Origin of the sequence: Escherichia sp. E4930 (assembly GCF_005845405.1) — a bacterium.
Taxonomy (GTDB): domain Bacteria; phylum Pseudomonadota; class Gammaproteobacteria; order Enterobacterales; family Enterobacteriaceae; genus Escherichia.
The window spans coordinates 304,138-325,799 of sequence record NZ_VCDZ01000004.1 but is presented as its reverse complement, the minus strand read 5'-3'; the positions used below and the strand labels follow the sequence as shown (position 1 = coordinate 325,799).

Annotated in this window: 21 protein-coding genes and 1 pseudogene; 6 read left to right on the top strand and 16 right to left on the bottom strand. The window is 50.2% G+C overall.

Annotated features, from left to right (window positions below; translation table 11 throughout):
* Positions 1–14 precede the first annotated feature (14 nt).
* Positions 15–218: a twin-arginine translocase subunit TatE gene (tatE, locus tag FFT88_RS08505; RefSeq protein ID WP_064528973.1), complete on the top strand. Its 204-nt coding sequence runs from the start codon at positions 15–17 to the stop codon at positions 216–218.
* 99 nt (positions 219–317) lie between these two features.
* Here tatE and lipA read toward each other — a convergent pair whose 3' ends face one another.
* The 14 genes and pseudogenes from lipA to leuS form a co-directional block, all read right to left on the bottom strand.
* Positions 318–1,283, bottom strand: coding sequence for a lipoyl synthase (lipA, locus tag FFT88_RS08500; protein ID WP_000042625.1), 966 nt, complete (start codon positions 1,281–1,283; stop codon positions 318–320).
* Positions 1,284–1,585: 302 nt separating this feature from the next.
* Positions 1,586–2,227, bottom strand: coding sequence for a lipoyl(octanoyl) transferase LipB (gene lipB, locus FFT88_RS08495; protein ID WP_130206479.1), 642 nt, complete (start codon positions 2,225–2,227; stop codon positions 1,586–1,588).
* Between the two features lie 99 nt (positions 2,228–2,326).
* Positions 2,327–2,590, bottom strand: a complete 264-nt coding sequence (gene ybeD, locus FFT88_RS08490) for a DUF493 family protein YbeD (RefSeq protein WP_130206481.1) — start codon at positions 2,588–2,590, stop codon at positions 2,327–2,329.
* A gap of 109 nt (positions 2,591–2,699) precedes the next feature.
* Complete coding sequence (gene dacA, locus FFT88_RS08485; RefSeq protein WP_064528971.1) at positions 2,700–3,911, bottom strand: D-alanyl-D-alanine carboxypeptidase DacA; 1,212 nt, start codon at positions 3,909–3,911, stop codon at positions 2,700–2,702.
* 140 nt (positions 3,912–4,051) lie between these two features.
* Positions 4,052–5,127: pseudogene (rlpA, locus tag FFT88_RS08480) on the bottom strand (endolytic peptidoglycan transglycosylase RlpA).
* A 9-nt stretch (positions 5,128–5,136) separates the two neighbouring features.
* Positions 5,137–6,249 carry a peptidoglycan glycosyltransferase MrdB gene (mrdB, locus tag FFT88_RS08475; RefSeq protein WP_000131717.1) on the bottom strand — a complete coding sequence of 371 codons (1,113 nt, stop codon included), beginning with the start codon at positions 6,247–6,249 and terminating at the stop codon, positions 5,137–5,139.
* Positions 6,250–6,251: 2 nt separating this feature from the next.
* The gene (gene mrdA, locus FFT88_RS08470; protein ID WP_130219433.1) at positions 6,252–8,153 is read right to left on the bottom strand and encodes a peptidoglycan DD-transpeptidase MrdA; all 1,902 of its coding nucleotides are present in this window, start codon (positions 8,151–8,153) and stop codon (positions 6,252–6,254) included.
* Positions 8,154–8,183: 30 nt separating this feature from the next.
* On the bottom strand, positions 8,184–8,651 hold the full coding sequence (rlmH, locus tag FFT88_RS08465; RefSeq protein WP_000776104.1) for a 23S rRNA (pseudouridine(1915)-N(3))-methyltransferase RlmH: 468 nt from the start codon (positions 8,649–8,651) through the stop codon (positions 8,184–8,186).
* Positions 8,652–8,654: 3 nt separating this feature from the next.
* Positions 8,655–8,972 carry a ribosome silencing factor gene (rsfS, locus tag FFT88_RS08460; protein WP_001161662.1) on the bottom strand — a complete coding sequence of 106 codons (318 nt, stop codon included), beginning with the start codon at positions 8,970–8,972 and terminating at the stop codon, positions 8,655–8,657.
* A gap of 259 nt (positions 8,973–9,231) precedes the next feature.
* A complete protein-coding gene (locus FFT88_RS08455) occupies positions 9,232–9,843 on the bottom strand; it encodes an adenosylcobalamin/alpha-ribazole phosphatase (RefSeq protein WP_135404663.1) in 612 nt (203 codons plus the stop codon).
* Between the two features lie 23 nt (positions 9,844–9,866).
* The gene (gene nadD / locus FFT88_RS08450) at positions 9,867–10,508 is read right to left on the bottom strand and encodes a nicotinate-nucleotide adenylyltransferase (RefSeq protein WP_135404610.1); all 642 of its coding nucleotides are present in this window, start codon (positions 10,506–10,508) and stop codon (positions 9,867–9,869) included.
* Position 10,509: 1 nt separating this feature from the next.
* On the bottom strand, positions 10,510–11,541 hold the full coding sequence (gene holA, locus FFT88_RS08445; protein WP_135404609.1) for a DNA polymerase III subunit delta: 1,032 nt from the start codon (positions 11,539–11,541) through the stop codon (positions 10,510–10,512).
* A complete protein-coding gene (gene lptE, locus FFT88_RS08440; RefSeq protein ID WP_064528965.1) occupies positions 11,541–12,119 on the bottom strand; it encodes an LPS assembly lipoprotein LptE in 579 nt (192 codons plus the stop codon). Before lptE ends, holA begins: the two co-directional genes overlap by 1 nt.
* 14 nt (positions 12,120–12,133) lie before the next feature.
* The gene (gene leuS, locus FFT88_RS08435) at positions 12,134–14,716 is read right to left on the bottom strand and encodes a leucine--tRNA ligase (RefSeq protein WP_135404608.1); all 2,583 of its coding nucleotides are present in this window, start codon (positions 14,714–14,716) and stop codon (positions 12,134–12,136) included.
* 235 nt (positions 14,717–14,951) lie between these two features.
* Between leuS and FFT88_RS08430 the strand changes: the two genes are divergently transcribed.
* Positions 14,952–15,434, top strand: coding sequence for a zinc ribbon-containing protein (locus tag FFT88_RS08430; protein ID WP_001044880.1), 483 nt, complete (start codon positions 14,952–14,954; stop codon positions 15,432–15,434).
* Between the two features lie 69 nt (positions 15,435–15,503).
* Here the strand turns inward: FFT88_RS08430 and ybeQ are convergent, their stop codons facing one another.
* Positions 15,504–16,481 carry a Sel1 family TPR-like repeat protein YbeQ gene (gene ybeQ, locus FFT88_RS08425; protein ID WP_135404607.1) on the bottom strand — a complete coding sequence of 326 codons (978 nt, stop codon included), beginning with the start codon at positions 16,479–16,481 and terminating at the stop codon, positions 15,504–15,506.
* 163 nt (positions 16,482–16,644) lie between these two features.
* On the opposite strand from ybeQ, the gene FFT88_RS08420 reads away from it, so the two are divergent.
* Entirely contained in the window at positions 16,645–17,352 is a 708-nt protein-coding gene (locus tag FFT88_RS08420; protein WP_135404606.1) for a DUF1266 domain-containing protein, read from the top strand.
* On the top strand, positions 17,349–18,776 hold the full coding sequence (locus FFT88_RS08415) for a J domain-containing protein (RefSeq protein WP_135404605.1): 1,428 nt from the start codon (positions 17,349–17,351) through the stop codon (positions 18,774–18,776). The genes FFT88_RS08420 and FFT88_RS08415 overlap by 4 nt, the downstream gene beginning before the upstream one ends.
* 9 nt (positions 18,777–18,785) lie before the next feature.
* Here FFT88_RS08415 and FFT88_RS08410 read toward each other — a convergent pair whose 3' ends face one another.
* Positions 18,786–19,340, bottom strand: a complete 555-nt coding sequence (locus FFT88_RS08410) for a tetratricopeptide repeat protein (RefSeq protein WP_130222604.1) — start codon at positions 19,338–19,340, stop codon at positions 18,786–18,788.
* Positions 19,341–19,441: 101 nt separating this feature from the next.
* Here FFT88_RS08410 and FFT88_RS08405 point away from each other — a divergent pair, with 101 nt between their 5' ends.
* Both FFT88_RS08405 and djlC read left to right on the top strand, forming a co-directional pair.
* On the top strand, positions 19,442–20,149 hold the full coding sequence (locus FFT88_RS08405) for a DUF1266 domain-containing protein (RefSeq protein WP_130222606.1): 708 nt from the start codon (positions 19,442–19,444) through the stop codon (positions 20,147–20,149).
* On the top strand, positions 20,146–21,597 hold the full coding sequence (djlC, locus tag FFT88_RS08400; RefSeq protein WP_135404604.1) for a co-chaperone DjlC: 1,452 nt from the start codon (positions 20,146–20,148) through the stop codon (positions 21,595–21,597). Before FFT88_RS08405 ends, djlC begins: the two co-directional genes overlap by 4 nt.
* Positions 21,598–21,662: the final 65 nt, after the last annotated feature.

Here is a 21,662-nt window from a genome sequence, read left to right as displayed (position 1 = left end):
TCAAGAAGGTATCTATGGGTGAGATTAGTATTACCAAACTGCTGGTAGTTGCGGCGCTGGTCGTTCTGCTGTTTGGGACTAAGAAGTTACGTACGCTGGGCGGAGACCTGGGAGCGGCCATTAAAGGGTTCAAGAAAGCGATGAATGATGATGACGCTGCGGCTAAAAAAGGCGCAGACGTTGATATTCAGGCTGAAAAGCTCTCTCATAAAGAGTGACGTGGCGAGCAGGACGCTCCCTCAATATCTTGTTCGATAAAAAAACCCGCTTCAGATAGCGGGTTTTTTATCAGACAGATGTAAGCAATTATTACGCGATTACTTAACTTCCATCCCTTTCGCCTGCAAGTCGGCGTGGTACGAAGAGCGGACAAACGGACCGCATGCAGCATGGGTAAAGCCCATCGCCAGCGCTTCGGCCTTCATTTCATCAAACTCATCCGGGCTAACGTAGCGTTGTACCGGCAGGTGATGGCGGCTTGGCTGCAGATATTGCCCCAGTGTCAACATGGTTACACCATGGCGGCGCAGATCGCGCATGACTTCAATAATCTCTTCATTGGTTTCACCCAGTCCCACCATCAAACCGGATTTGGTTGGGATCTCCGGATGCGCTTCTTTAAAGCGTTCCAATAGTTTTAGCGACCAGTTGTAATCTGCGCCCGGGCGTACCTGACGGTAAATACGCGGTACGTTTTCCAGGTTGTGGTTGAACACGTCTGGCGGCGTGGCGGTCAGAATATCCAGCGCGCGATCCATACGACCACGGAAATCCGGCACCAGAGTTTCGATTTTGATTTCCGGGCTTTTTTCCCGGATGGCAGTAATGCAATCCGCAAAGTGCTGGGCTCCGCCATCGCGCAGGTCATCGCGGTCAACGGAGGTGATAACCACATAACGCAGCGCCATATCAGCAATGGTCTGCGCCAGTTTTACCGGCTCGTTGGCATCCGGGGCGACCGGGCGACCGTGGGCAACGTCACAGAACGGACAACGGCGCGTACAAATGGCGCCGAGGATCATAAACGTTGCTGTGCCGTGGTTGAAGCATTCTGCCAGGTTAGGGCAGGAGGCTTCCTCACAGACAGAATGCAGGCCATTTTTGCGCATTGCGGCTTTGATGCCCTGGATACGTGTAGAGTCCGCGGGAAGCTTGATTTTCATCCATTCCGGCTTGCGCAGCAGGGCTTCGCGCTCTGTTGCCACGTTTTTAACCGGGATAAGGGCCATCTTATCGGCATCGCGGTATTTAACACCGCGTTCCATCACAATGGGTTTACTCATAGCGTGCGTGTTCCAGTTGCGAATTACGAAGGAAAGCGTTTCAATTCAATGGATTGTTGTAATTATCAACTATTTTTGAATTAACGACTGGCAGTATATCATTGAAACGGCCCAGAAAGCAGCCAAAGCGGTCGCGAAAATGTAAAATTGTTGTTGGTTTGTGCCATTTTATCGTTCTGCGCTGTGAACGCTATGTAACGATACTTTTTCAAAACACATTCGATAGCATCAGTTCCCCGCGAAGCATTGGAACACGCTGACTACAATGACCCAATATGATTTGGGTCATTAATGAGGGGGAATTAAGCAGGGATATATTCTACGTCAGGATTTTTGAGTAGCGCTAAAATATTTGCCAGTAAGCGTGGTGCAATATTATCGGTGGTCGCATCAGGTTTCCATTGTGATATTTTTGCCATTTCCATCCCGGCATAACCACAAGGGTTGATACGTAAAAATGGCGAAAGATCCATATTGACGTTTAATGCCAGACCGTGGAATGAACAGCCGCGGCGAATACGCAATCCGAGCGAACAAATTTTCTTTTCCCCAACGTAGACACCTGGAGCATCAGCCCGAGGGTGCGCTTCAATATCCAGCTCGGCCAGGGTATTCACTACCGTTTGTTCGAGCAAGGTCACCAGTTCACGCACGCCCAGCTTCCTACGTTTGAGGTTAAGCAACACATACATCACCTGTTGCCCCGGCCCGTGATAAGTTACCTGGCCGCCGCGATCGCTCTGGATCACCGGAATATCACCCGGCATTAAAATATGTTCCGCTTTACCTGCTTGTCCCTGGGTAAATACAGGATGGTGTTCAACCAACCAGATTTCATCAAGGGTATTTTCATCACGGGTATCGGTGAATTCATGCATAGCCTGAGAAATAGGCTCGTAAGGCTGAAGGCCGAGCTGGCGGACAAGAATTTTATCCTGATACAAAACGGCATCTCCGTGGAGAATGAGTAAAAGTGGGGAAAATTATATCACAGCGAGGGGAGGGGAGTTACCCGACCAGAGGCCGGGTAACGGAGAAGCGAATTACAGAACCATACGGACGATATCGATTTTGCCCAGTTCTTCGTACAGAGTTTCAACCTGCTCGATATGAGTTGCGTTGATAGTGATAGATACCGAGTGGTAGTTGCCTTTGCTGCTTGGTTTTACCGTTGGGTTGTAGTCACCTGGCGCATGGCGCTGTACCACTTCAACCACCTGATCAACCAGCTCAGGTAACGCCTGCCCCATTACTTTGTAGGTAAAAGGAGTAGGGAATTCAAGCAGTTCGTTAAGTTTGGTTTTCATGTCAGCTCCGGCGTAACGTAATTAAATAGCAACTCCCGCCAGAGGGCGGGAGTTTTTTACTGATGCTTAGTATATGGGGGCGGAAATTACACTTTCAAGTGTTCAATTTTTAGCCAAACCAGTGATGGAACATTAATTTAATGTAATCAATGATTTTGCCGAAGAAGTTACCTTCCGGAATTTCCTGTAACACCACCAGCGGGCGTTGTTCGATAGTTTTGCCATCAAGCTGGAAGTTGATGGTGCCAACGACCTGGTTCTTTTGCAGCGGCGCATGCAGTTCACTGCTGTTCAGCACGTAGCTGGCTTTCAGGTCTTTCATGCGGCCACGCGGAATGGTCAGGTAAACGTCTTTATCAACCCCTAACGAAGCGCGGTCAGTATTACCAAACCATACCGGTTCAGAGGCGAACTCTTTGCCAACTTTCAGCGGGTTAACCGTTTCGAAGAAACGGAAGCCCCAGGTCAGCAGTTTTTTACTTTCGGTTTCACGGCCTTTGAACGTGCGTCCGCCCATGACTGCGGAGATCAGACGCATCTGACCTTCCGTTGCGGAGGCGACAAGGTTGTAGCCCGCCTTGTCAGTATGGCCAGTTTTGATACCGTCGACATTCAGGCTGTTATCCCATAGCAGACCGTTACGGTTGAGCTGGCGAATACCGTTAAAGGTAAACTCTTTCTCTTTATAGATAGCGTATTCGTTAGGTACATCACGAATCAGGGCCTGACCGATCAGCGCCATATCACGCGCGGAGCTGTACTGACCGTCAGCGTCCAGACCGTGTACAGTCTGGAAGTGGGTATTTTTCAGGCCCAGGGCGTTAACGTAACTGTTCATCAGACCAACGAAAGCATCCTGGCTACCGGCGGCGAAGTCAGCCATGGCAACACAAGCATCGTTACCAGATTGCAGGTTGATACCACGGATAAGCTGAGAAACCGGTACCTGCATGCCAGGTTTGAGGAACATCAGCGAAGAACCTCTGAACACCGGGTTACCGGTGGCCCAGGCGTCATTGCCGATGGTCACTAAATCAGATTCTTTGAATTTACCTGCTTTCATTGCCTGGCCGATAACGTAGCTGGTCATCATTTTGGTCAGACTTGCAGGGTCGCGACGGACATCCGCATTTTGCTCGGCGAGCACTTTGCCGGAGTTATAGTCGATCAGGATGTAAGACTCCGCGTCGATCTGCGGTACACCCGGGATCATGGTTTTGATATTCAGGTCATCGGCATGTGCAGCAGAGATAAAGGCTGTGCAAAGAGCCGTGGTGAGCGCCAGGCGCTTCATGATACGAGCGGAAAAAATGGTATTCATGGTCTGAACTACGACATCCGTGATGGAATTTAAAATAAGTGCCCTACTATAGCAAATGCACTACCGCCAGGCATCTGACTTTCCGCGTGACTTTGTTAACGTCATTTACAGAAATTGACATTTCAGATGCCTGCTTTACGTTATTGCGCGGTGGTAATAAATGACTGTAATTGGGCTTCGGTTTGTAAACGTTGCTGTAAGGCACTGGCTTCAGCTTTGTTGGCGAATGGACCAAGCTGAATACGCCAGACCGCGCCGTTTTGGGTCACGCGACCGGGTACACCGAATTTTTGTCCCAGTTGCTGTTGATACTGTTGCGCGCGTGCCTGATCGCTAACGGCCCCCACTTGCACCATAAAGTTACCGCTGGCGCTTTGCGAAGCGGCTTGCGGTGTCACCATTGCAGGTGTTGTTGCAGGAGCGGTGACAACGGGCTGTGGTGCAGGCGTCGGTTCGCTGCCTTCCAGTACGCCGGGCGCCAGGGTGGTCGGTGCACCGAGGAAGCCGCTGCTGGTTACCGGCGCGCGGTCGGATCTTCGCTTTTCAGCGTCGAGTTGCTGACCGGGAGAATATCACCCTGCGGGACAGACATAGAGTTTGTTCCGCTGCCGCCGTTTAAATCGGGCGGCGCGGGCAGGGCGTAAGTCTGCTTGGCAATGGTAGTACACGCCATGCCTGGGCCAGAAAATGAACCATCCTGGGCGACGATAATAGGATCGATACGAACTTTTGTATTGTTCGAGGTGTTAAGACGGTCAGCTGCCGCGCGTGAAAGTGAAATCACACGGTCGTTGCCGTAGGGACCGCGATCGTTAATGCGCACCACGATCATCCGCCCGTTAGCCAGGTTGGTGATTCTGGCGTAGCTGGGGATGGGGAGCGTTGGATGCGCCGCCGTCAGCTGCGTTGGATCAAATGCTTCGCCAGATGCCGTCAGATTGCTGCCTGGTTCGGCATCATAAATGGCTGCAAGGCCCGCCTGGCTAAAGCGTGAAGGGTCCTGCACGATTTTGTAGCTTCTGCCGTCGCGCTGATAATCCTGATTTGCCGTCGCGTTCAGTGGTTCGAAACGTGGTTCCGCCCCGCTAATTTCAACTATAGGGCCGTTACATACCGCAGGCTGCGGCACACTTACCGTCTGTTGCTGACCATCATCGCTAGTACATGCCGCGAGCATTCCTGCCGCGATGCAGATCCCGAGCCACTGCTTACGCATTCGCACCTCTTACACGCTTTTCGACAACATTTTCCTGTGGGTGTGGATTGACATCACAATCCCAAACCCAGCCATCAGCACTATGAGCGCCGATCCTCCATAACTGACCAGCGGGAGTGGAACCCCTACAACCGGCAGAATACCGCTTACCATACCAATATTTACGAAGACATAAACGAATAATATCAGCATTAAGCCGCCAGCCATGACGCGACCAAAGGTAGTTTGTGCTCTGGCTGCAATCCACAGTCCGCGCATGATGAGCAGAATATAGAGAGCAAGCAAAATCAAAATACCCACTAATCCCAACTCTTCCGCCAGTACCGCGAAGATAAAATCGGTATGGCGTTCGGGCAGAAATTCAAGCTGTGACTGGGTACCGTGCAGCCAGCCTTTACCGCGTAATCCGCCGGAGCCAATAGCAATTTTAGACTGAATAATGTGATAGCCCGCGCCAAGTGGGTCTGATTCCGGGTCGAGTAGCATCATTACGCGCTGGCGCTGGTAATCATGCATCAGGAAGAACCACAAGATTGGGATAAATGCTGCCACCAGTACCACTGCAACGCCAATCAGGCGCCAGCTAAGTCCGGAGAGAAACAGTACAAACAGACCGGAAAGCGCAACGAGGATTGAGGTCCCCAGGTCAGGCTGCGCTGCCACCAGCAACGTGGGCATAAAAATCAGCACCAGCGCGATGGCGGTATTTTTTAACGACGGCGGGCAAACGTCACGGTTGATAAAGCGAGCCACCATGAGCGGCACAGCTATTTTGGCGATTTCCGAGGGCTGGAAACGAACGATACCGAGATCCAGCCAACGTTGAGCGCCTTTGGAGATGGCCCCAAAGGCATCTACCGCTACCAGCAAAATAATACAGATGATATAGAGATAGGGCGCCCAGCCTTCATAAACGCGCGGCGGAATTTGGGCCATCACCACCATAATGACCAGCCCCATCGCGATCTGGCCGATTTTACGCTCCATCATGCCGATGTCCTGGCCGCTGGCGCTCCAGATTACCAGGGCGCTGTAGACCAGTAATGCCAGTAAGATCAGTAGCATTGTGGGATCAAGATGGACTTTATCCCAGAATGTTTTTTTATTCGGATTATCCGTCATGATTAATGGTCCTCCGCAGCAGTAACCGCCGGGTTTTCTGCAGGCAGATCGGTGTTGTTGTCACCAAGCATAATATGGTCGAGGATCTGGCGCATCAGCGTACCGACCGCCGGGCCAGCCCCGCCGTTTTCCAGAATCATAGCGACAGCGACTTGCGGATTGTTATACGGCGCAAACGCGGTCATCAGTTTGTGGTCGCGCAGACGCTCGGCAATTTTGTGCGCATTATAGGTTTCGTTCGCCTTCAGGCCGAAGACCTGCGCGGTACCGGATTTCGCCGCAATTTTGTAGGGCGCGCTGGCAAAGTATTTATGTGCCGTACCGTTAGGACGGTTAGCAACACCAAACATGCCGTCTTTCGCCAGTTCCCAGTAACCAGAATGAATATCGCCTACCGGCGGTTCATGCGGCTGTACCCACGGCACTTGTTTGCCATTTTCGGCGGTGCTCATCAGCAAATGCGGAACCTTCACAATACCGTCGTTAATCAGGATCATCAGTGCTTTGTTCATCTGGATAGGGGTCGCTGTCCAGTACCCCTGACCGATACCGACCGGAATGGTGTCACCCTGATACCACGGTTTTTTAAAGCGTTTCTGTTTCCATTCGCGGGTCGGCATATTACCGGAACGTTCTTCCGACAGGTCGATACCGGTGTAATGACCGTAGCCAAATTTACCCATCCATTCAGAAAGACGGTCGATGCCCATATCGTAGGCAACCTGATAGAAGAAGGTATCTGCTGACTCTTCCAGCGATTTAGTGACATTCAGGCGACCGTGGCCCCATTTTTTCCAGTCACGATAACGCTTTTCAGACCCTGGCAACTGCCACCATCCAGGATCAAACAGGCTGGTATTACGGGTGATCACCCCTGCACTTAATGCCGAAACCGCCACATAAGGTTTAACCGTCGACGCTGGCGGATAAACCCCCTGCGTGGCACGGTTCACCAGTGGTGTGTTCGGGTCGTTCAGCAACGCGGAATAATCTTTGCTGGAGATACCGTCAACAAACAGGTTAGGGTCGTAACTTGGCGTGGAAACCAGCGCCAGCACGCCACCTGTACGCGGATCGGTGACTACAACAGCGGCACGACTGCCCGCCAGCAGTGTTTCAATATACTGCTGGAGCTTGAGATCAATTGTCAGGTAAATATCATGCCCGGCCTGCGGCGATACTTCTTTTAACTGGCGGATGACGCGACCGCGGTTGTTAACTTCAACTTCTTCATAACCCGTCTGGCCGTGCAGAACATCTTCGTAGTAACGTTCAATCCCCAGCTTGCCGATATCATGTGTTGCGGCATAGTTGGCCAGTTTGCCGTCATTATTTAGTCGCTCGACGTCTTTATCGTTAATTTTCGAGACATAACCGATAACGTGGGTCAACGCTGAACCATAGGGATAGTAACGACGTTTATAGCCTTTAACTTCCACACCTGGAAAACGGTACTGGTTAACGGCGAAACGCGCCACCTGAACTTCAGTCAGGTTGGTTTTCACCGGAATAGAGGTAAAACGGTGCGAACGTGCACGCTCCTTTCGAAACGCGGCGATATCGTCATCGGTCAGGTCAACCACGCTGCGCAGGGCGTCCAGAGTCTGCTGCACGTTATCGACTTTCTCCGGCATCATCTCTATCTGATAGATAGTTCGGTTGAGCGCCAGAGGGATACCGTTACGGTCGTAGATAATGCCGCGGCTGGGGGCGATAGGCACCAGCTTAATGCGGTTTTCATTAGAACGGGTCTGGTAATCGGTAAAGCGAACAATTTGTAGGTTATACAAGTTGGCGATGAGCACGCCGGTTAGCAGCAAAATCCCCAAAAAGGCGACCAGCGCCCGGCGCACAAACAGCGCGGACTCTGCCGAATAGTCGCGAAAAGAGTTCTGTAATTTCATCCGCTGCGTTTTCTACTTAAGGCTACCATATCACTCACGGTGATAAGGATGGTTGGTGGTAATGCTCCACGCCCGGTACAGACTCTCTGCGACCAGTACGCGAACCAGCGGATGGGGGAGGGTAAGCGCCGAAAGTGACCAGCTTTGTTCTGCCGCCGCTTTACAGGCAGGCGATAACCCTTCCGGCCCGCCAATCAGCAAGCTGACATCGCGGCCATCCAGCTTCCAGCGTTCCAGTTCAGCGGCTAACTGCGGCGTGTCCCAGGGCTTGCCTGGGATATCGAGGGTGACAATGCGGTTTTTACCGGCAGCCGCCAGCATTTGCTCACCCTCTTTGTCGAGTATGCGCTTGATATCCGCGTTCTTGCCGCGTTTTCCCGCCGGAATTTCAATCAGTTCAAAAGGCATATCTTTCGGAAAACGACGCAGGTACTCGGTAAAACCGGTTTGTACCCAGTCCGGCATTTTCGTTCCCACGGCGACAAGTTGCAGCTTCACGCATTAACTCCAGAGTTTTTCCAGCTCATACAGGCGACGGCTCTCTTCCTGCATAACATGGACAATCACATCACCCAGATCGACCACAATCCAGTCGGCGCCGTTTTCACCTTCAACGCCGAGAGGCAATAAACCCGCAGCGCGAGATTCCTGAACCACGTGGTCAGCAATGGACATAACATGGCGGCTGGATGTACCCGTACAGATGATCATACAGTCGGTGATACTGGATTTGCCCTGAACGTCTAAGGCGATGATGTCCTGACCTTTGAGGTCATCAATTTTGTCGATAACAAAATCCTGGAGTGCTTTACCCTGCAAGTTTTCCCCCTGGGTGAAATAAAAAAGATAAAAATGGTCTGTCAGTATACCTGAAGCAGAGGCGATTTCGGGACAAATGTCAGCAAATCGGCTCTTGAAAGTGGGCTATCATCCCACCCCGCGCCACAGATTGCATCGCCATTTTTGTAAAACAATTTCTACAAAGTCGTGTATGGCGGAAAAGTCAGGTTGCGGAGAATATCAGCCTGCCCGGGCCTGTCAATGTCCGTTGCGGCTTACCTGTAAAAAAACAGAAAAGTTATGCATCTTCGCACCAGATGGCGCGGCTATTGAGGACGCGTAGTGTTGCGAACTCGTCATTGATATCAATGGCGCTCCAGCAGCCCTGGTCTACACGAAAATGCCACATTGCCTCGGGAGGCATGCCGATTAAGCGGGCAATCAACAGGCTCAACACACCCTGGTGGCTAACGATCAATATGTTTTTGTGCTGCTGATACTCACCAAGTCCGGCAATAAACCTTTCTATCCGCTGTGAAAATGCCTGAAAGCCTTCACCGCGAGTAGGGACGGTATGCTGCCAGTCATTGCACCAGGCACTATAGTTTTCGGCATCTTCTTGCATCAGCTCGCGATGATGCCGCATTTCCCAGTCACCAAAAAACATTTCGTTGAGTTCAGGGATGATTTGCACAGGGAGTTGACGGTCGTCAAGAACCAGGCGCGCGGTGTGCTGCGCCCGTTCCAGTTCACTGCATAAAACCCTATCGAAGGGAACATCACGTAGCAGTGTATGCAAGCTTTTCGCCTGCGCGATACCGCGCTCCGTAAGTGGTGTAGGCGCATGACCGCTGTATAACCCGTCGACATTCGCTTGCGTTTCACCGTGACGAATTAACCACAGTCGCATCATTCCCTCCGTGACGGCAGATATCAGCGATACAAGCCTTGTTGGTTAATGTAAGTCAGTACTGATTCTGGTAACAATTCCTCACAAGATTCGCCGTTTTGCAAACGTTCGCGGATGATTGTCGCCGAGATGTTGAACCACGGCGTTTCGGCGAGATAAATTTTACCAGCAGGCTGAAGATGCAGATCTTCCGGATTATGCGTCAAATGATCTTCCAGCCACTGCTGGTACTGCGGTTGTGCCATTTCCAGCGGATAACCTGGACGTCGACAGACTATCAAATGTGCATTGTCGAGAATCGTTTCGTATTCATACCAGGTCGGACAGTTCAGCAGCGAGTCCTGACCGATAATAAACGCCAGCGGCACATCTGGGCCTTGCTCCTGCCGCCACTCTTTTAACGTCTGCGACGTGTAAGAGGGGGCATTACGCTTTAACTCGCGTTCATCAAGGGTAAACAGCGACTTGTCGGCAATCGCCAGTTCAAGCATGTGTTTTCGCTGCACGCTGTTCGCTTCAGGCTGGGGGCGATGCGGAGGAACGTTGTTAGGGATAATCGTTACTCGCGTCAGACCAATCAGATTCGCCAGCGTTTCCACAGGTTTTAGATGACCATAGTGCACCGGGTCGAAGGTGCCGCCAAACAGAGCTTGTAAAGATTTCATATCAACCGTCGATAAATACGTCTGCCAGTGGTTTATGACACAAAAGAAGAGATAATCCCTCCAGTTCTGCCCACACGGACTGACCGTAATCTTGTTTGAGAGTAAGTTCCGTTCGTGTCAGGAGTTGTACAGCCTGACGTAACTGTGGCTGACTCAGGCGATTTAGCGCTTCGCTAATCATGTTACGACGGTTCTGCCATACCCGATGCTTGTCAAACAGCGTACGCAGTGGAGTATAAGCAGACTGACGCTTCAGATTAACCAGCAGCAACAGCTCACGTTGCAAAGTGCGCAACAAAATCACCGGCTCACTGCCTTCCAGGCGCAACTGCTGAAGAATATGCAATGCACGCTTGCTTTTGCCACCCAACAAAGCGTCAACCCAATGAAAAGGGGTGAAATGAGCGGCATCATTCACCGCTTGCTCAACGCGCGGCAGTGTCAGTTTGCCGTCCGGCCAGAGTAGCGATAAACGCTCCAGTGCCTGTGCCAGCGCCAGCAGGTTTCCTTCATAACAGTAGCAGAGCACCTGATTCGCCGCGTCATCCAGTTCTAAATTGAGCTGTTTTGCTCGCGCGGCAACCCAGCGAGGAAGCTGGGCTTGTTCTGGGGTCTGGCAAGTAACCTGCACGCTACGGTTTGCAAGCGCAGTAAACCAGGCGGCATTTTCCTGCGCTTTGCTCAATTTATTACCGCGGACGATCAACAGTAGATCGTCATGCAGCAATCCGGTGAGCGTGAGGAGTTGTTCATTGATCGCCGCATTTGGTCCATTTTCAGGTAGCACTAACAACAAAGTTTGCCGACTGGCAAACAGGCTCATTGCCTGGCATAGCGAAAATATTGCGTTCCAGTCCGTGTTGGGATCAATGGAAAAAGTATGGTGTTCTTCAAACCCTTGTGCGGCGGCGACCTGACGAATGGCGTCCTGGCTTTCTTGCAACAACAGGGGATCGTTACCAAGTAAAAGATAGGCCGCGCGCAGCCCTTCAGTGAGCTGCGCGCGGAGCTGTTCCGGGTACAACCGAATCATCAGTTACCCAGCGTGGTGGAGACGCGTGCAGGCGTTGCTGTGGTATCCGTTGTTGTCGACGTTTCTTCGTCGGAACGGACGTCCGCAGCGCGAATGCTTGGCAGCTTACGAATAAGCTGTTCGGCGGCACGGTCGTACATCTCTTTAATGATCATGTCCTGCTCGTTATCTTTCGCTAACGCCATTTGCGGGTTATCGAAGAACGAACGGAAGACTTTGGCGCTAATCGGGTAGATATCTCGTCCAGGAATCAATACCGACGCGCTAACCGTCATCACCATCTGATATTCCGCAGTTTGACCATTACGGAAAACCGACGCGGTATCCTGTGAGATTGATACAGCGCCCAGGCGCAGGGATGGAACATCCTTACGCGTGGTTTCTTTATCGAGCAACTCGACGCCGTTCAGACGTAACTGATTACGCACTGCACGGCTTAACGGCCCGTTCGGGTCACCGGAGTCCAGGATCATAACCTTCATAGTGGAAGGGACCTGCGTGGTATCACGCAGATGCCAGCCACACCCGGCGGTGATTAACACCGCCAGAGATAACAACAATGTTGCCAGATATCGCACGCTTCCTCCCGCGCTTAGCCAACGACCAGATTGAGGAGTTTACCCGGTACGTAAATCACTTTACGCACGGTAACGCCATCAAGATATTTTGCTACCAGATGTTCCTGGCCTGCACGTTCGCGAACCTGTTCTTCCGTTGCATCCACCGGAACGGTGATTTTGGCACGGACTTTACCGTTAACCTGAACAACGACCAGTGTGGAGTTTTCCACCATCGCTTTTTCGTCAGCCACCGGCCACGGCGCGTTGTCGATATCGCCTTCGCCTTTCAGCTCCTGCCACAGCGTGAAACAGATGTGTGGGGTGAACGGGTTAAGCATACGAACTACCGCCAGCAGCGCTTCCTGCATCAGGGCGCGATCCTGCTCGCCATCGGTCGGTGCTTTCGCCAGTTTGTTCATCAGCTCCATAATCGCCGCAATTGCGGTGTTGAAGGTCTGACGACGGCCGATATCATCGGTCACTTTAGCGATCGTTTTATGCACATCGCGACGCAGCGCTTTCTGATCTTCAGTCAGTGCATCGACGTTCAGTGCCGCAACATCACCTTTCGCAGTATGCTCGTACACCAGTTTCCAGACACGTTTCAGGAAGCGGTTAGCCCCTTCCACGCCGGACTCCTGCCATTCAAGAGTCATATCCGCCGGAGAAGCGAACATCATAAACAGACGAACGGTGTCCGCGCCGTAACGTTCAACCATCACCTGCGGGTCGATACCGTTGTTCTTCGACTTGGACATTTTGCTCATGCCGGTATAAACCAGTTCATGGCCTGCCGCGTCTTTCGCTTTCACGATACGGCCTTTTTCGTCACGTTCAACGATAGCATCAACCGGGGAAACCCAGTTACGTTCGCCGTTTTCGCCAACATAGTAGAAGGCATCTGCCAGCACCATACCCTGACACAGCAACTGTTTCGCTGGTTCGTCAGAGTTCACCATGCCTGCATCACGCATCAGTTTGTGGAAGAAGCGGAAGTAGAGCAGGTGCATGATGGCGTGTTCGATACCACCAATGTAGATATCCACCGGCAGCCAGTAGTTAGCCGCTTTGGAATCCAGCATACCTTCTTTGTACTCTGGGCAAGTGTAGCGCGCATAGTACCAGGAGGACTCCATAAAGGTGTCGAAAGTGTCGGTTTCACGCAGCGCTGGCATACCGTTAACGGTGGTTTTCGCCCACTCCGGATCTGCTTTAATCGGGCTGGTAATGCCGTCCATCACCACATCTTCCGGCAGGATCACCGGCAGCTGGTCGTCCGGGGGCGGCATTACAGTACCGTCTTCCAGCGTCACCATCGGAATCGGTGCGCCCCAGTAACGCTGACGGGAAACGCCCCAGTCGCGCAGGCGGTAGTTCACTTTACGCTCGCCAACGCCCATCGCAGTCAGTTTATCGGCGATGGCGTTGAAGGCCGCTTCATGGTCAAGACCGTTGAACTCGCCAGAGTTGAACAGCACGCCTTTTTCAGTCAGGGCTTGCTGAGAAAGATCGGGTTCAGAACCATCAGCCGCCAGGATAACCGGTTTGATGTTCAGGCCGTATTTAGAGGCAAACTCGTAGTCGCGCTGGTCGTGACCCGGAACCGCCATAACTGCGCCCGTGCCGTACTCCATCAATACGAAGTTTGCTGCCCAAACCGGAATTTCTTCGCCCGTTAATGGGTGAACCGCTTTAAAGCCAGTATCGACGCCTTTTTTCTCCATCGTCGCCATTTCAGCTTCGGCAACTTTGGTGTTACGGCATTCGTCAATAAAGGCCGCCAGTTCTGGATTATTTTCCGCCGCTTTCTGCGCCAGCGGATGACCTGCCGCTACCGCCAGGTAGGTACAACCCATAAAGGTGTCCGGGCGAGTAGTATAAACAGTCAGCGTGTTGTCATAGTCGTTAACGTTGAAGGTGATTTCTACGCCTTCGGAACGACCAATCCAGTTACGCTGCATGGTTTTAACGGTGTCTGGCCAGTGATCCAGTTTATCCAGATCGTTGAGCAGTTCGTCAGCGTAAGCGGTGATTTTGATAAACCACTGCGGGATCTCTTTACGTTCAACTTTGGTATCGCAGCGCCAGCAGCAGCCGTCGATAACTTGTTCGTTCGCCAGTACGGTCTGGTCGTTCGGGCACCAGTTGACCGCAGAGGTCTTCTTATATACCAGACCTTTTTTATACAGCTCGGTGAAGAATTTCTGTTCCCAACGGTAGTATTCCGGCGTACAGGTTGCCAGCTCGCGGCTCCAGTCATAACCAAAGCCCAGCATTTTGAGCTGGTTTTTCATGTACGCGATGTTGTCGTACGTCCACGGTGCTGGCGCGGTGTTGTTTTTTACCGCCGCGCCTTCCGCAGGCAGACCAAACGCGTCCCAGCCGATCGGCTGCAGAACGTTTTTGCCCAGCATGCGCTGGTAACGGGCGATCACGTCACCGATGGTGTAGTTACGTACGTGGCCCATGTGTAGTCGACCAGAAGGATAGGGAAGCATAGACAGGCAGTAATACTTCTCTTTGCTCTCGTCTTCGGTTACTTCAAATGTGCGCTTCTCATCCCAATGAAGCTGTACTTTGGATTCTATCTCTTCCGGGCGGTATTGCTCTTGCATGGCAGCCAGTGGTCCTGTTTTCATTACGGCTACAAAAGTAGCGTTAGAGGTGGTTTTTCAGATCCGCATAGCATAGCCCAAACGTCCGCGTCAAAACAGCCTTTCGCGCACTCGACGTTGAAATCGCACAGCGGTAATCCTTGCACGAATTTACACACTCTGTGGGCAGTCTTGCAAAGTTGAGCGTAAATAACGTCTATTATTATAGCCAGTTAACGACACGGGAGATGAAATGATGAACAAGGTTGCTCAATATTACCGTGAACTGGTGGCGTCATTAAGCGAGCGACTGCGTAATGGCGAACGCGATATCGATGCACTGGTAGAACAGGCGCGTGAGCGTGTAATAAAAACAGGGGAGTTAACGCGGACCGAGGTCGATGAATTGACTCGGGCCGTCAGACGTGACCTGGAAGAGTTCGCCATGAGTTATGAAGAGAGCCTGAAGGAAGAATCTGACAGCGTTTTTATGCGGGTGATTAAAGAAAGCCTCTGGCAGGAACTGGCGGACATCACCGATAAAACGCAGCTTGAATGGCGTGAAGTTTTCCAGGATCTCAATCATCACGGGGTTTATCACAGCGGAGAAGTGGTAGGGCTGGGGAATCTGGTCTGCGAGAAATGTCACTTCCATCTCCCGATCTACACGCCGGAAGTGCTGACGCTATGCCCGAAGTGTGGTCATGATCAGTTCCAGAGACGCCCGTTCGAGCCGTAATAGTTTGATTTCGCACACTAATAAAGAGAATGTGGGCCGAATGAAATTCCCCGGCCCTTGTTTTTATCTCTACAGTAAATCTTCAATCTCACGGATTTCTTGACTGACATCTCTGGTACCGGATGACTGAACTTTACGATACAGGTCGAGAGCCTGTCGGAGATCAACAGGTCTTCCTTCTCCGTAGTGATACATAATGGCCAGGTTATACCAGGCAGTGGCGTGATCGCATTCAGCGGCTTTCGTAAACCATTCAAAGGCCGCGTTATAATCTTTCTCAACGCCTTGCCCATGTTTATACATATAGCCGATGTTAACGTAAGCGCCGATGCTTCCCTGAGCGGCAGCCTTCAGATACCAGTACATCGCTTGTTTATAGTCCTGGTCTACCCCTTCGCCAGCGTTATAAGCCCACGCAATTTGAAACTGGGCGTGCCGATTACTCTGCTGTGCGCTTTTCAAATACCAGAATGCGGCGAGTGTCTTGTTTTGAGCAACGCCTTCTCCATCTTTGTAAAGATCGGCCAGATTGTCTTGCGCGTCACTATGGCCTTGCAATGCAGCTTGTTTGTACCAGAAAAATGCCAGCGTATAGTCTTGTGCGACTCCGTTGCCATTTCTGTACATCCACCCAAGATTATTTTGCGCATAAGACATTCCGCTCTCTGCGGCTATCTGATACCAGGCAACCGCTTCTTTATAGTTGGGGTCTTCTCCACGATCCAGTATCCAGCCAAGGACGTTGGAAGCGAAAGTATGGCCTTGTAGGGCAGCTTTTTTCAGCCAAAAGATGGCTTGCTCATTATCTTTATGACGGCTTTTATCCTCGGAGTATTTCCGCCCTAAGGAATATTGTGCTTCACAATGGTCTTGCCCGGCGGCAAGCTTTAGCCAGTAAAAGGCCTTTTCGTCGTCCGGAGAGTCAATTGCGCTATCGCGATTGTAATAAAATCCAACAATATATTGAGCCTCACTATCGCCTTGTTCAGCACGTTCGATAATCTCATCTATTGATAAATTATCGCAGCAACTTGACGTAAAAATCATTATCATTTCCTTATGGTTGCAGATAAAGCATATTATATTTTTATATGTTCCATTTTTGCGTAAGCCTTATTTTATGCGTATTATGTTGCGTCAGAAAAGTATAAATAAATGAGCCTCGTAATGTGGTTTGCATTCATTAAATGAATGTTTAAGGATAAATTATATGGACATGGAGTCGCAAAAAATATTGTTTGCACTTTCCACTCCGATGGAAATACGCAATGAATGCTGTTTACCTTCTCATTCATCCCCCAAAATGTATTTAGGTACATGCTTTTTTGACCTTTCTTCCTCCTGGGGAATTGATGACCGTGATGACCTGCTGCGCACAATTCACCGAATGATCGATAACGGTCATGCTGCACGATTGGCTGGGTTTTATCACCACTGGTTTCGTTATTCGCCATGTGAATGGCGTGACTATCTTGCTGAATTAAATGAGCAAGGTCAGGCTTACGCGCAATTTGTCGCCAGCACCGCCGAATGCTGTGGCGAAGGGGGGATCAAAGCCTGGGATTATGTCCGGATGGGTTTTTTAAGCCGAATGGGCGTACTTAATAACTGGTTGAGTGAAGAAGAAAGTCTATGGATCCAGTCGCGCATTCATCTACGGGCGCTACGTTATTATAGTAACTGGCGGCAATACTTTGCCGGTTATACCTTTGGTCGGCAATATTGGCAGTCTCCCGAGGATGATAATCTGCCTTTATTACATGAATTCTTAGCGCGTAAAGAATACGACGATTCCGGCAATGATATGTTTTATCAATTATTTGCCAGTGACGATGCATATTACGCGACCTTACCCTGGCAACAACTGGCTGACTACCCCGCATGCCCGGAAACGCTTAAGGATATGAGCGACCTATGAAAAATTGCTGGAAGATCCTCGACATAGAGGAAACAACTGATGTCGATATTATCCGTCGCGCTTATCTGGCGCTGTTACCGTCCTTTCATCCAGAAACCGATCCACAGGGCTTTAAACAACTGCGTCAGGCGTATGAAGACGCGCTACGGATTGCGCAGTCGCCAGCTAAATCTGTTTGGCAACCAGAAGAACATGAAGTTGCAGAACATGAAATTCTGCTCGCCTTTCGTGCGTTACTTGCCTCTGATAGCGAACGTTTTCTGCCCTCAGCCTGGCAGCGATTCATTCAGCAATTAAATTATTGCTCGATGGAAGAGATTGATGAATTACGCTGGTTGTTGTGCGCGATAGCTATGAACACTGCCCATTTATCCTTCGAGTGCGTGGTGTTATTAGCAGAAAGATTGCGGTGGTTGCAGGAGGAAAACACCGGGGAAATAGACGAAGAAGAACTGGAATCCTTTTTATATGCCATTGCGAAGGGGAATATTTTTAACTTCCAGACCATCCTGCATCTGTCCGTTGCCGTGCAAAATGACACCATTGATTTTTACCAAATGTTCGCTCGGATTTGGTCATCGCATCCAGAATGGCTGACACTGTATTTAGCGCAACATCGCGCAGTGATTATCCCCGATGATGCAAAACTGCACAGAAATTTACTGTGCTGGTATACCTCAAGCCGCCTGGGATTACCTGAACTTCTGGATTACGCTCGGTCGTGGCGGGAAGCTGAACCTGATAATGAAGATGCGCGTTATTATGAATACGCGCAACGCGTCTATTGTGGGGAAGGCGAAAACCTGCTGGCAGAACTTTGTGATTACTGGCGCGAGTCTCCCTCTACCCAGGCGGATGCTTTAATGTTGCAATGGTGCCGTGAGCATCGGGTCGATTATTACCCGTTAGTGGTGATGATGATTGAAGCTCGTGAACTGGTTAACGATCAGGGAAAACCGTTACTTTATGTTCCTGGCGACAGCGCCCGTACGCGCTTTCAATTATACGAAATACTCAGCGATGAAAAACTCTCTGCGCTGGGGCGTTCTCTGGTCGAGATGGTTTTGCACAAAGGGCGTAAGCCGCGAATCTCACTCACGCGTGATACAGAGCATCCCTTATGGCCATTATATTTAGTTGCTAAACAATTAGTACTGGCGAACCAGCCTACAGAAGAATCATTAATGCCGATCGTCGCTCGTCTTGATGCAGAAGATCGTTGCCCACTGGAAGCATTAATTATTCGTCGATTATTAATTCAGTCGGCGAATTTTACCGAGAAGCAAACCGTCGAACCGGAGCCGCAACCGCAGCCAATGCCTGTTGATGATGGTGGGCCGGGCTGTCTGGGCATCATTAAAATTATTTTCTATATTTTTATTTTTGCTGGTTTGATAGGGAAAATACTCCATCTCTTCGGGTGACAGTCGACGTTAATGTGCGGGAAGCCCGGCAAGCAATCTTTCCGCATTTTTGTAATGTTGTTTGGCGGCCAGTTTTAACCATTTTTGAGATTCATAATGGTTAACATTAATACCAGTGCCATTTCTGTAGATCAAACCCAAAGTATATTGAGCATGAGCATACCCTTGTTCAGCTGCTTCCTTATACCAGAGAATTGCTTTACGGGTATCGGGTTTGACTCCCAGGCCTTTCAGGTAGATCCACCCCAGTTTGCTTTGTGCGCGCGGATTTTCCTGTTCTGCTGATTGCTCATACCAGTATCTCGCCTGTGTATAATCCAGTGGTTTACCGCCGCTACCATGAAGATAAAATTCGCCAAGGCGATATTGCGACGTTGAGTGACCATGAATCGCGGAAAGCTCCGTTGCTGCCGTGGTAAACGGAAGGCTGCCTGGTGATCTTAAATAATCAAAGACATAATTCACCATAGCTTTATCGCGCAAGGTCGTTTTCTTAGGTTGGCTAATACAAGTGATAGCCGCAACTATAAATATTGCGAATATAAAATATATTTTTTTGTTCATTTATCAATACTTCGATTTTCTTTTTATTTTGAAAGCGTCAAGTTTATACTCATCATTAATAAAAAAGTAGTCAGTTAATGTACTGAAAGGATTGTTAATAAATGGATAAGGAAGAACAACGCCTTCTATTTGCGCTTTCTACGCCAATGGAGATTCTTAATAAGGGATGCAAGCCGGCACATGACTCGCCAAAAATGTATACCGGAATAAAAGAGTTTGATCTGTCATCATCCTGGGGAATAAATAATCGTGATGATTTAATTCAGACTATTTACCAAATGACCGATGATGGTCACGCAAATGATTTAGCCGGGTTATATCTGGCATGGCATCGCTCTTCACCTGAAGAGTGGAAAGCATTAATTGCTGGTAGCTCTGACAGAGGGCTGATTTATACCCAATTTGTTGCACAAACCGCTATGTGCTGCGGGGAAGGGGGAATCAAAGCCTGGGATTATGTTCGAATGGGGTTTCTGTCACGGGTCGGTGTGCTCAACAAGTGGCTGACGGAAGAAGAGAGTTTATGGCTGCAATCGCGCGTCTATGAACGAGCACACCATTACTATCAGAGTTGGATGCACTATTTTTCCGCCTATTCGTTAGGACGTCTCTACTGGCAATCCGCTCAGTGCGAAGACAATGCTTCGCTACGCGAGGCGCTGACCTTGTACAAATATGATAGCGCCGGGAGTCGGATGTTCGAAGAGCTGGTAGCGGGAAGCGATCGTTTCTATGCCACGCTTCCCTGGCAGCCATTAACTGCCCAACCTGAATGCCCGGTAACGCTTAAGGATGTGAGCGACCTATGAAAACATGTTGGCAAATCCTCGAAATCGAAAGCACAACACAAGTTGATATTATCCGTCAGGCTTATCTTGCTCGTTTACCGTTGTGTCATCCCGAAACCGATCCGCAGGGGTTTAAAGCGTTACGTCAGGCCTATGAAGAGGCGTTGCGGCTGGCGGTCAATCCTGTCGAGGAAGTAGATGATGAAGATAAAGATGCCGCCGCTGAACATGAAATACTACGTGCATTCAGGACATTACTGGATTCAGAAAGTGATCGTTTTCAGCCCTCCGCCTGGCAGAAATTTATTCAGCAATTAAATACCTGGAACATGGAGGATGTCGAACAATTACGCTGGCCGCTGTGTGCAATCGCTATAGAAGCGCGATATCTTTCATTAAATTGTGCTTCTTTGCTGGCAGAGCGTTTGAACTGGCATTCATTTAGTGACAGCGAAGGAATGGATGAAGAAGAGCGGGAGGCTTTTCTTGAGGCTATTCAGGCTGGTGATTGTTTCGATTTCCGTAGCCTTCTGGAATATCCTGTTGCGTTGCAGAACCAGACTGTTGAGTATTACTTCGCGCTGGAACGTTGCTGCCGTTACCATCCTGACTATGTCACTGCGTTTTTGGCGATGGAAGGTCCGTGGTTCATTCCTGATGATGCAAAGTTACATCGCAAACTGTTGCGCTGGTACAGCTCGGTACAAACAGGTATGGCGGAACTCATTCCTGTTGCCCAACAGTGGCAAACGGAAGAACCAGAAAGCGAAGATGCCCGGTATTACCAGTGTGCACAACGTTTGTACTGCGGCGAGGGGGAAAGCCTGCTTGCCGATCTCTGCGCATACCGGGAGAGTTACCCATCTACACAAGCCGATAATTTGTTGTTGCAGTGGAGCGCACAACATTGCCCGGATTATTTCGCGCTGTTAGTGATGGTTATCGAAGCGCAGAGCATGGTTGATGTGCAAGGTAAACCGTTGAAATATGTTCCTGGTGAGAGCGCCCGGACGCGGCTGTTATGGGCGGAAATTTTACATAGCGGAAAATTATCGCCGTTAGGTCAATCGTTTATCGAGTCGTTATTCTTCAAACGCAAAGCATGGGCGTGGTGGAAATCGAGAGTCGGTAGCGAGACAGGGCAAGATTCACCCTTACTGGATCTGTATCGGGTAGCGGAACAGGTAGTACTGGAAGCATTTCCGAAACAAGAGATGCTGGCCCGTCTTAATACAAGGCTGGAAGGCGGAGACGCTCATCCATTAGAGGCCATTATCACCCGGATGCTGTTAACGAAAGTGAAACTCGAGCCGGTGGATGAAGATGTCGATGAGCCTATACCTGAAAATCATGAAGAGATAAATGATGAGGATGAAAAACCACAGAGCATTACCAGCATTATTAAAATCAGCTTAACGGTGCTGGTGATAGGTTATGCTCTCGGCAAAATCGCGATGTTGCTCAGTTAGATGCGATGCTGACGCATCTTATCTTTCAATTTCGGATGCGATGCTAATGCATCTTATCCGACCTA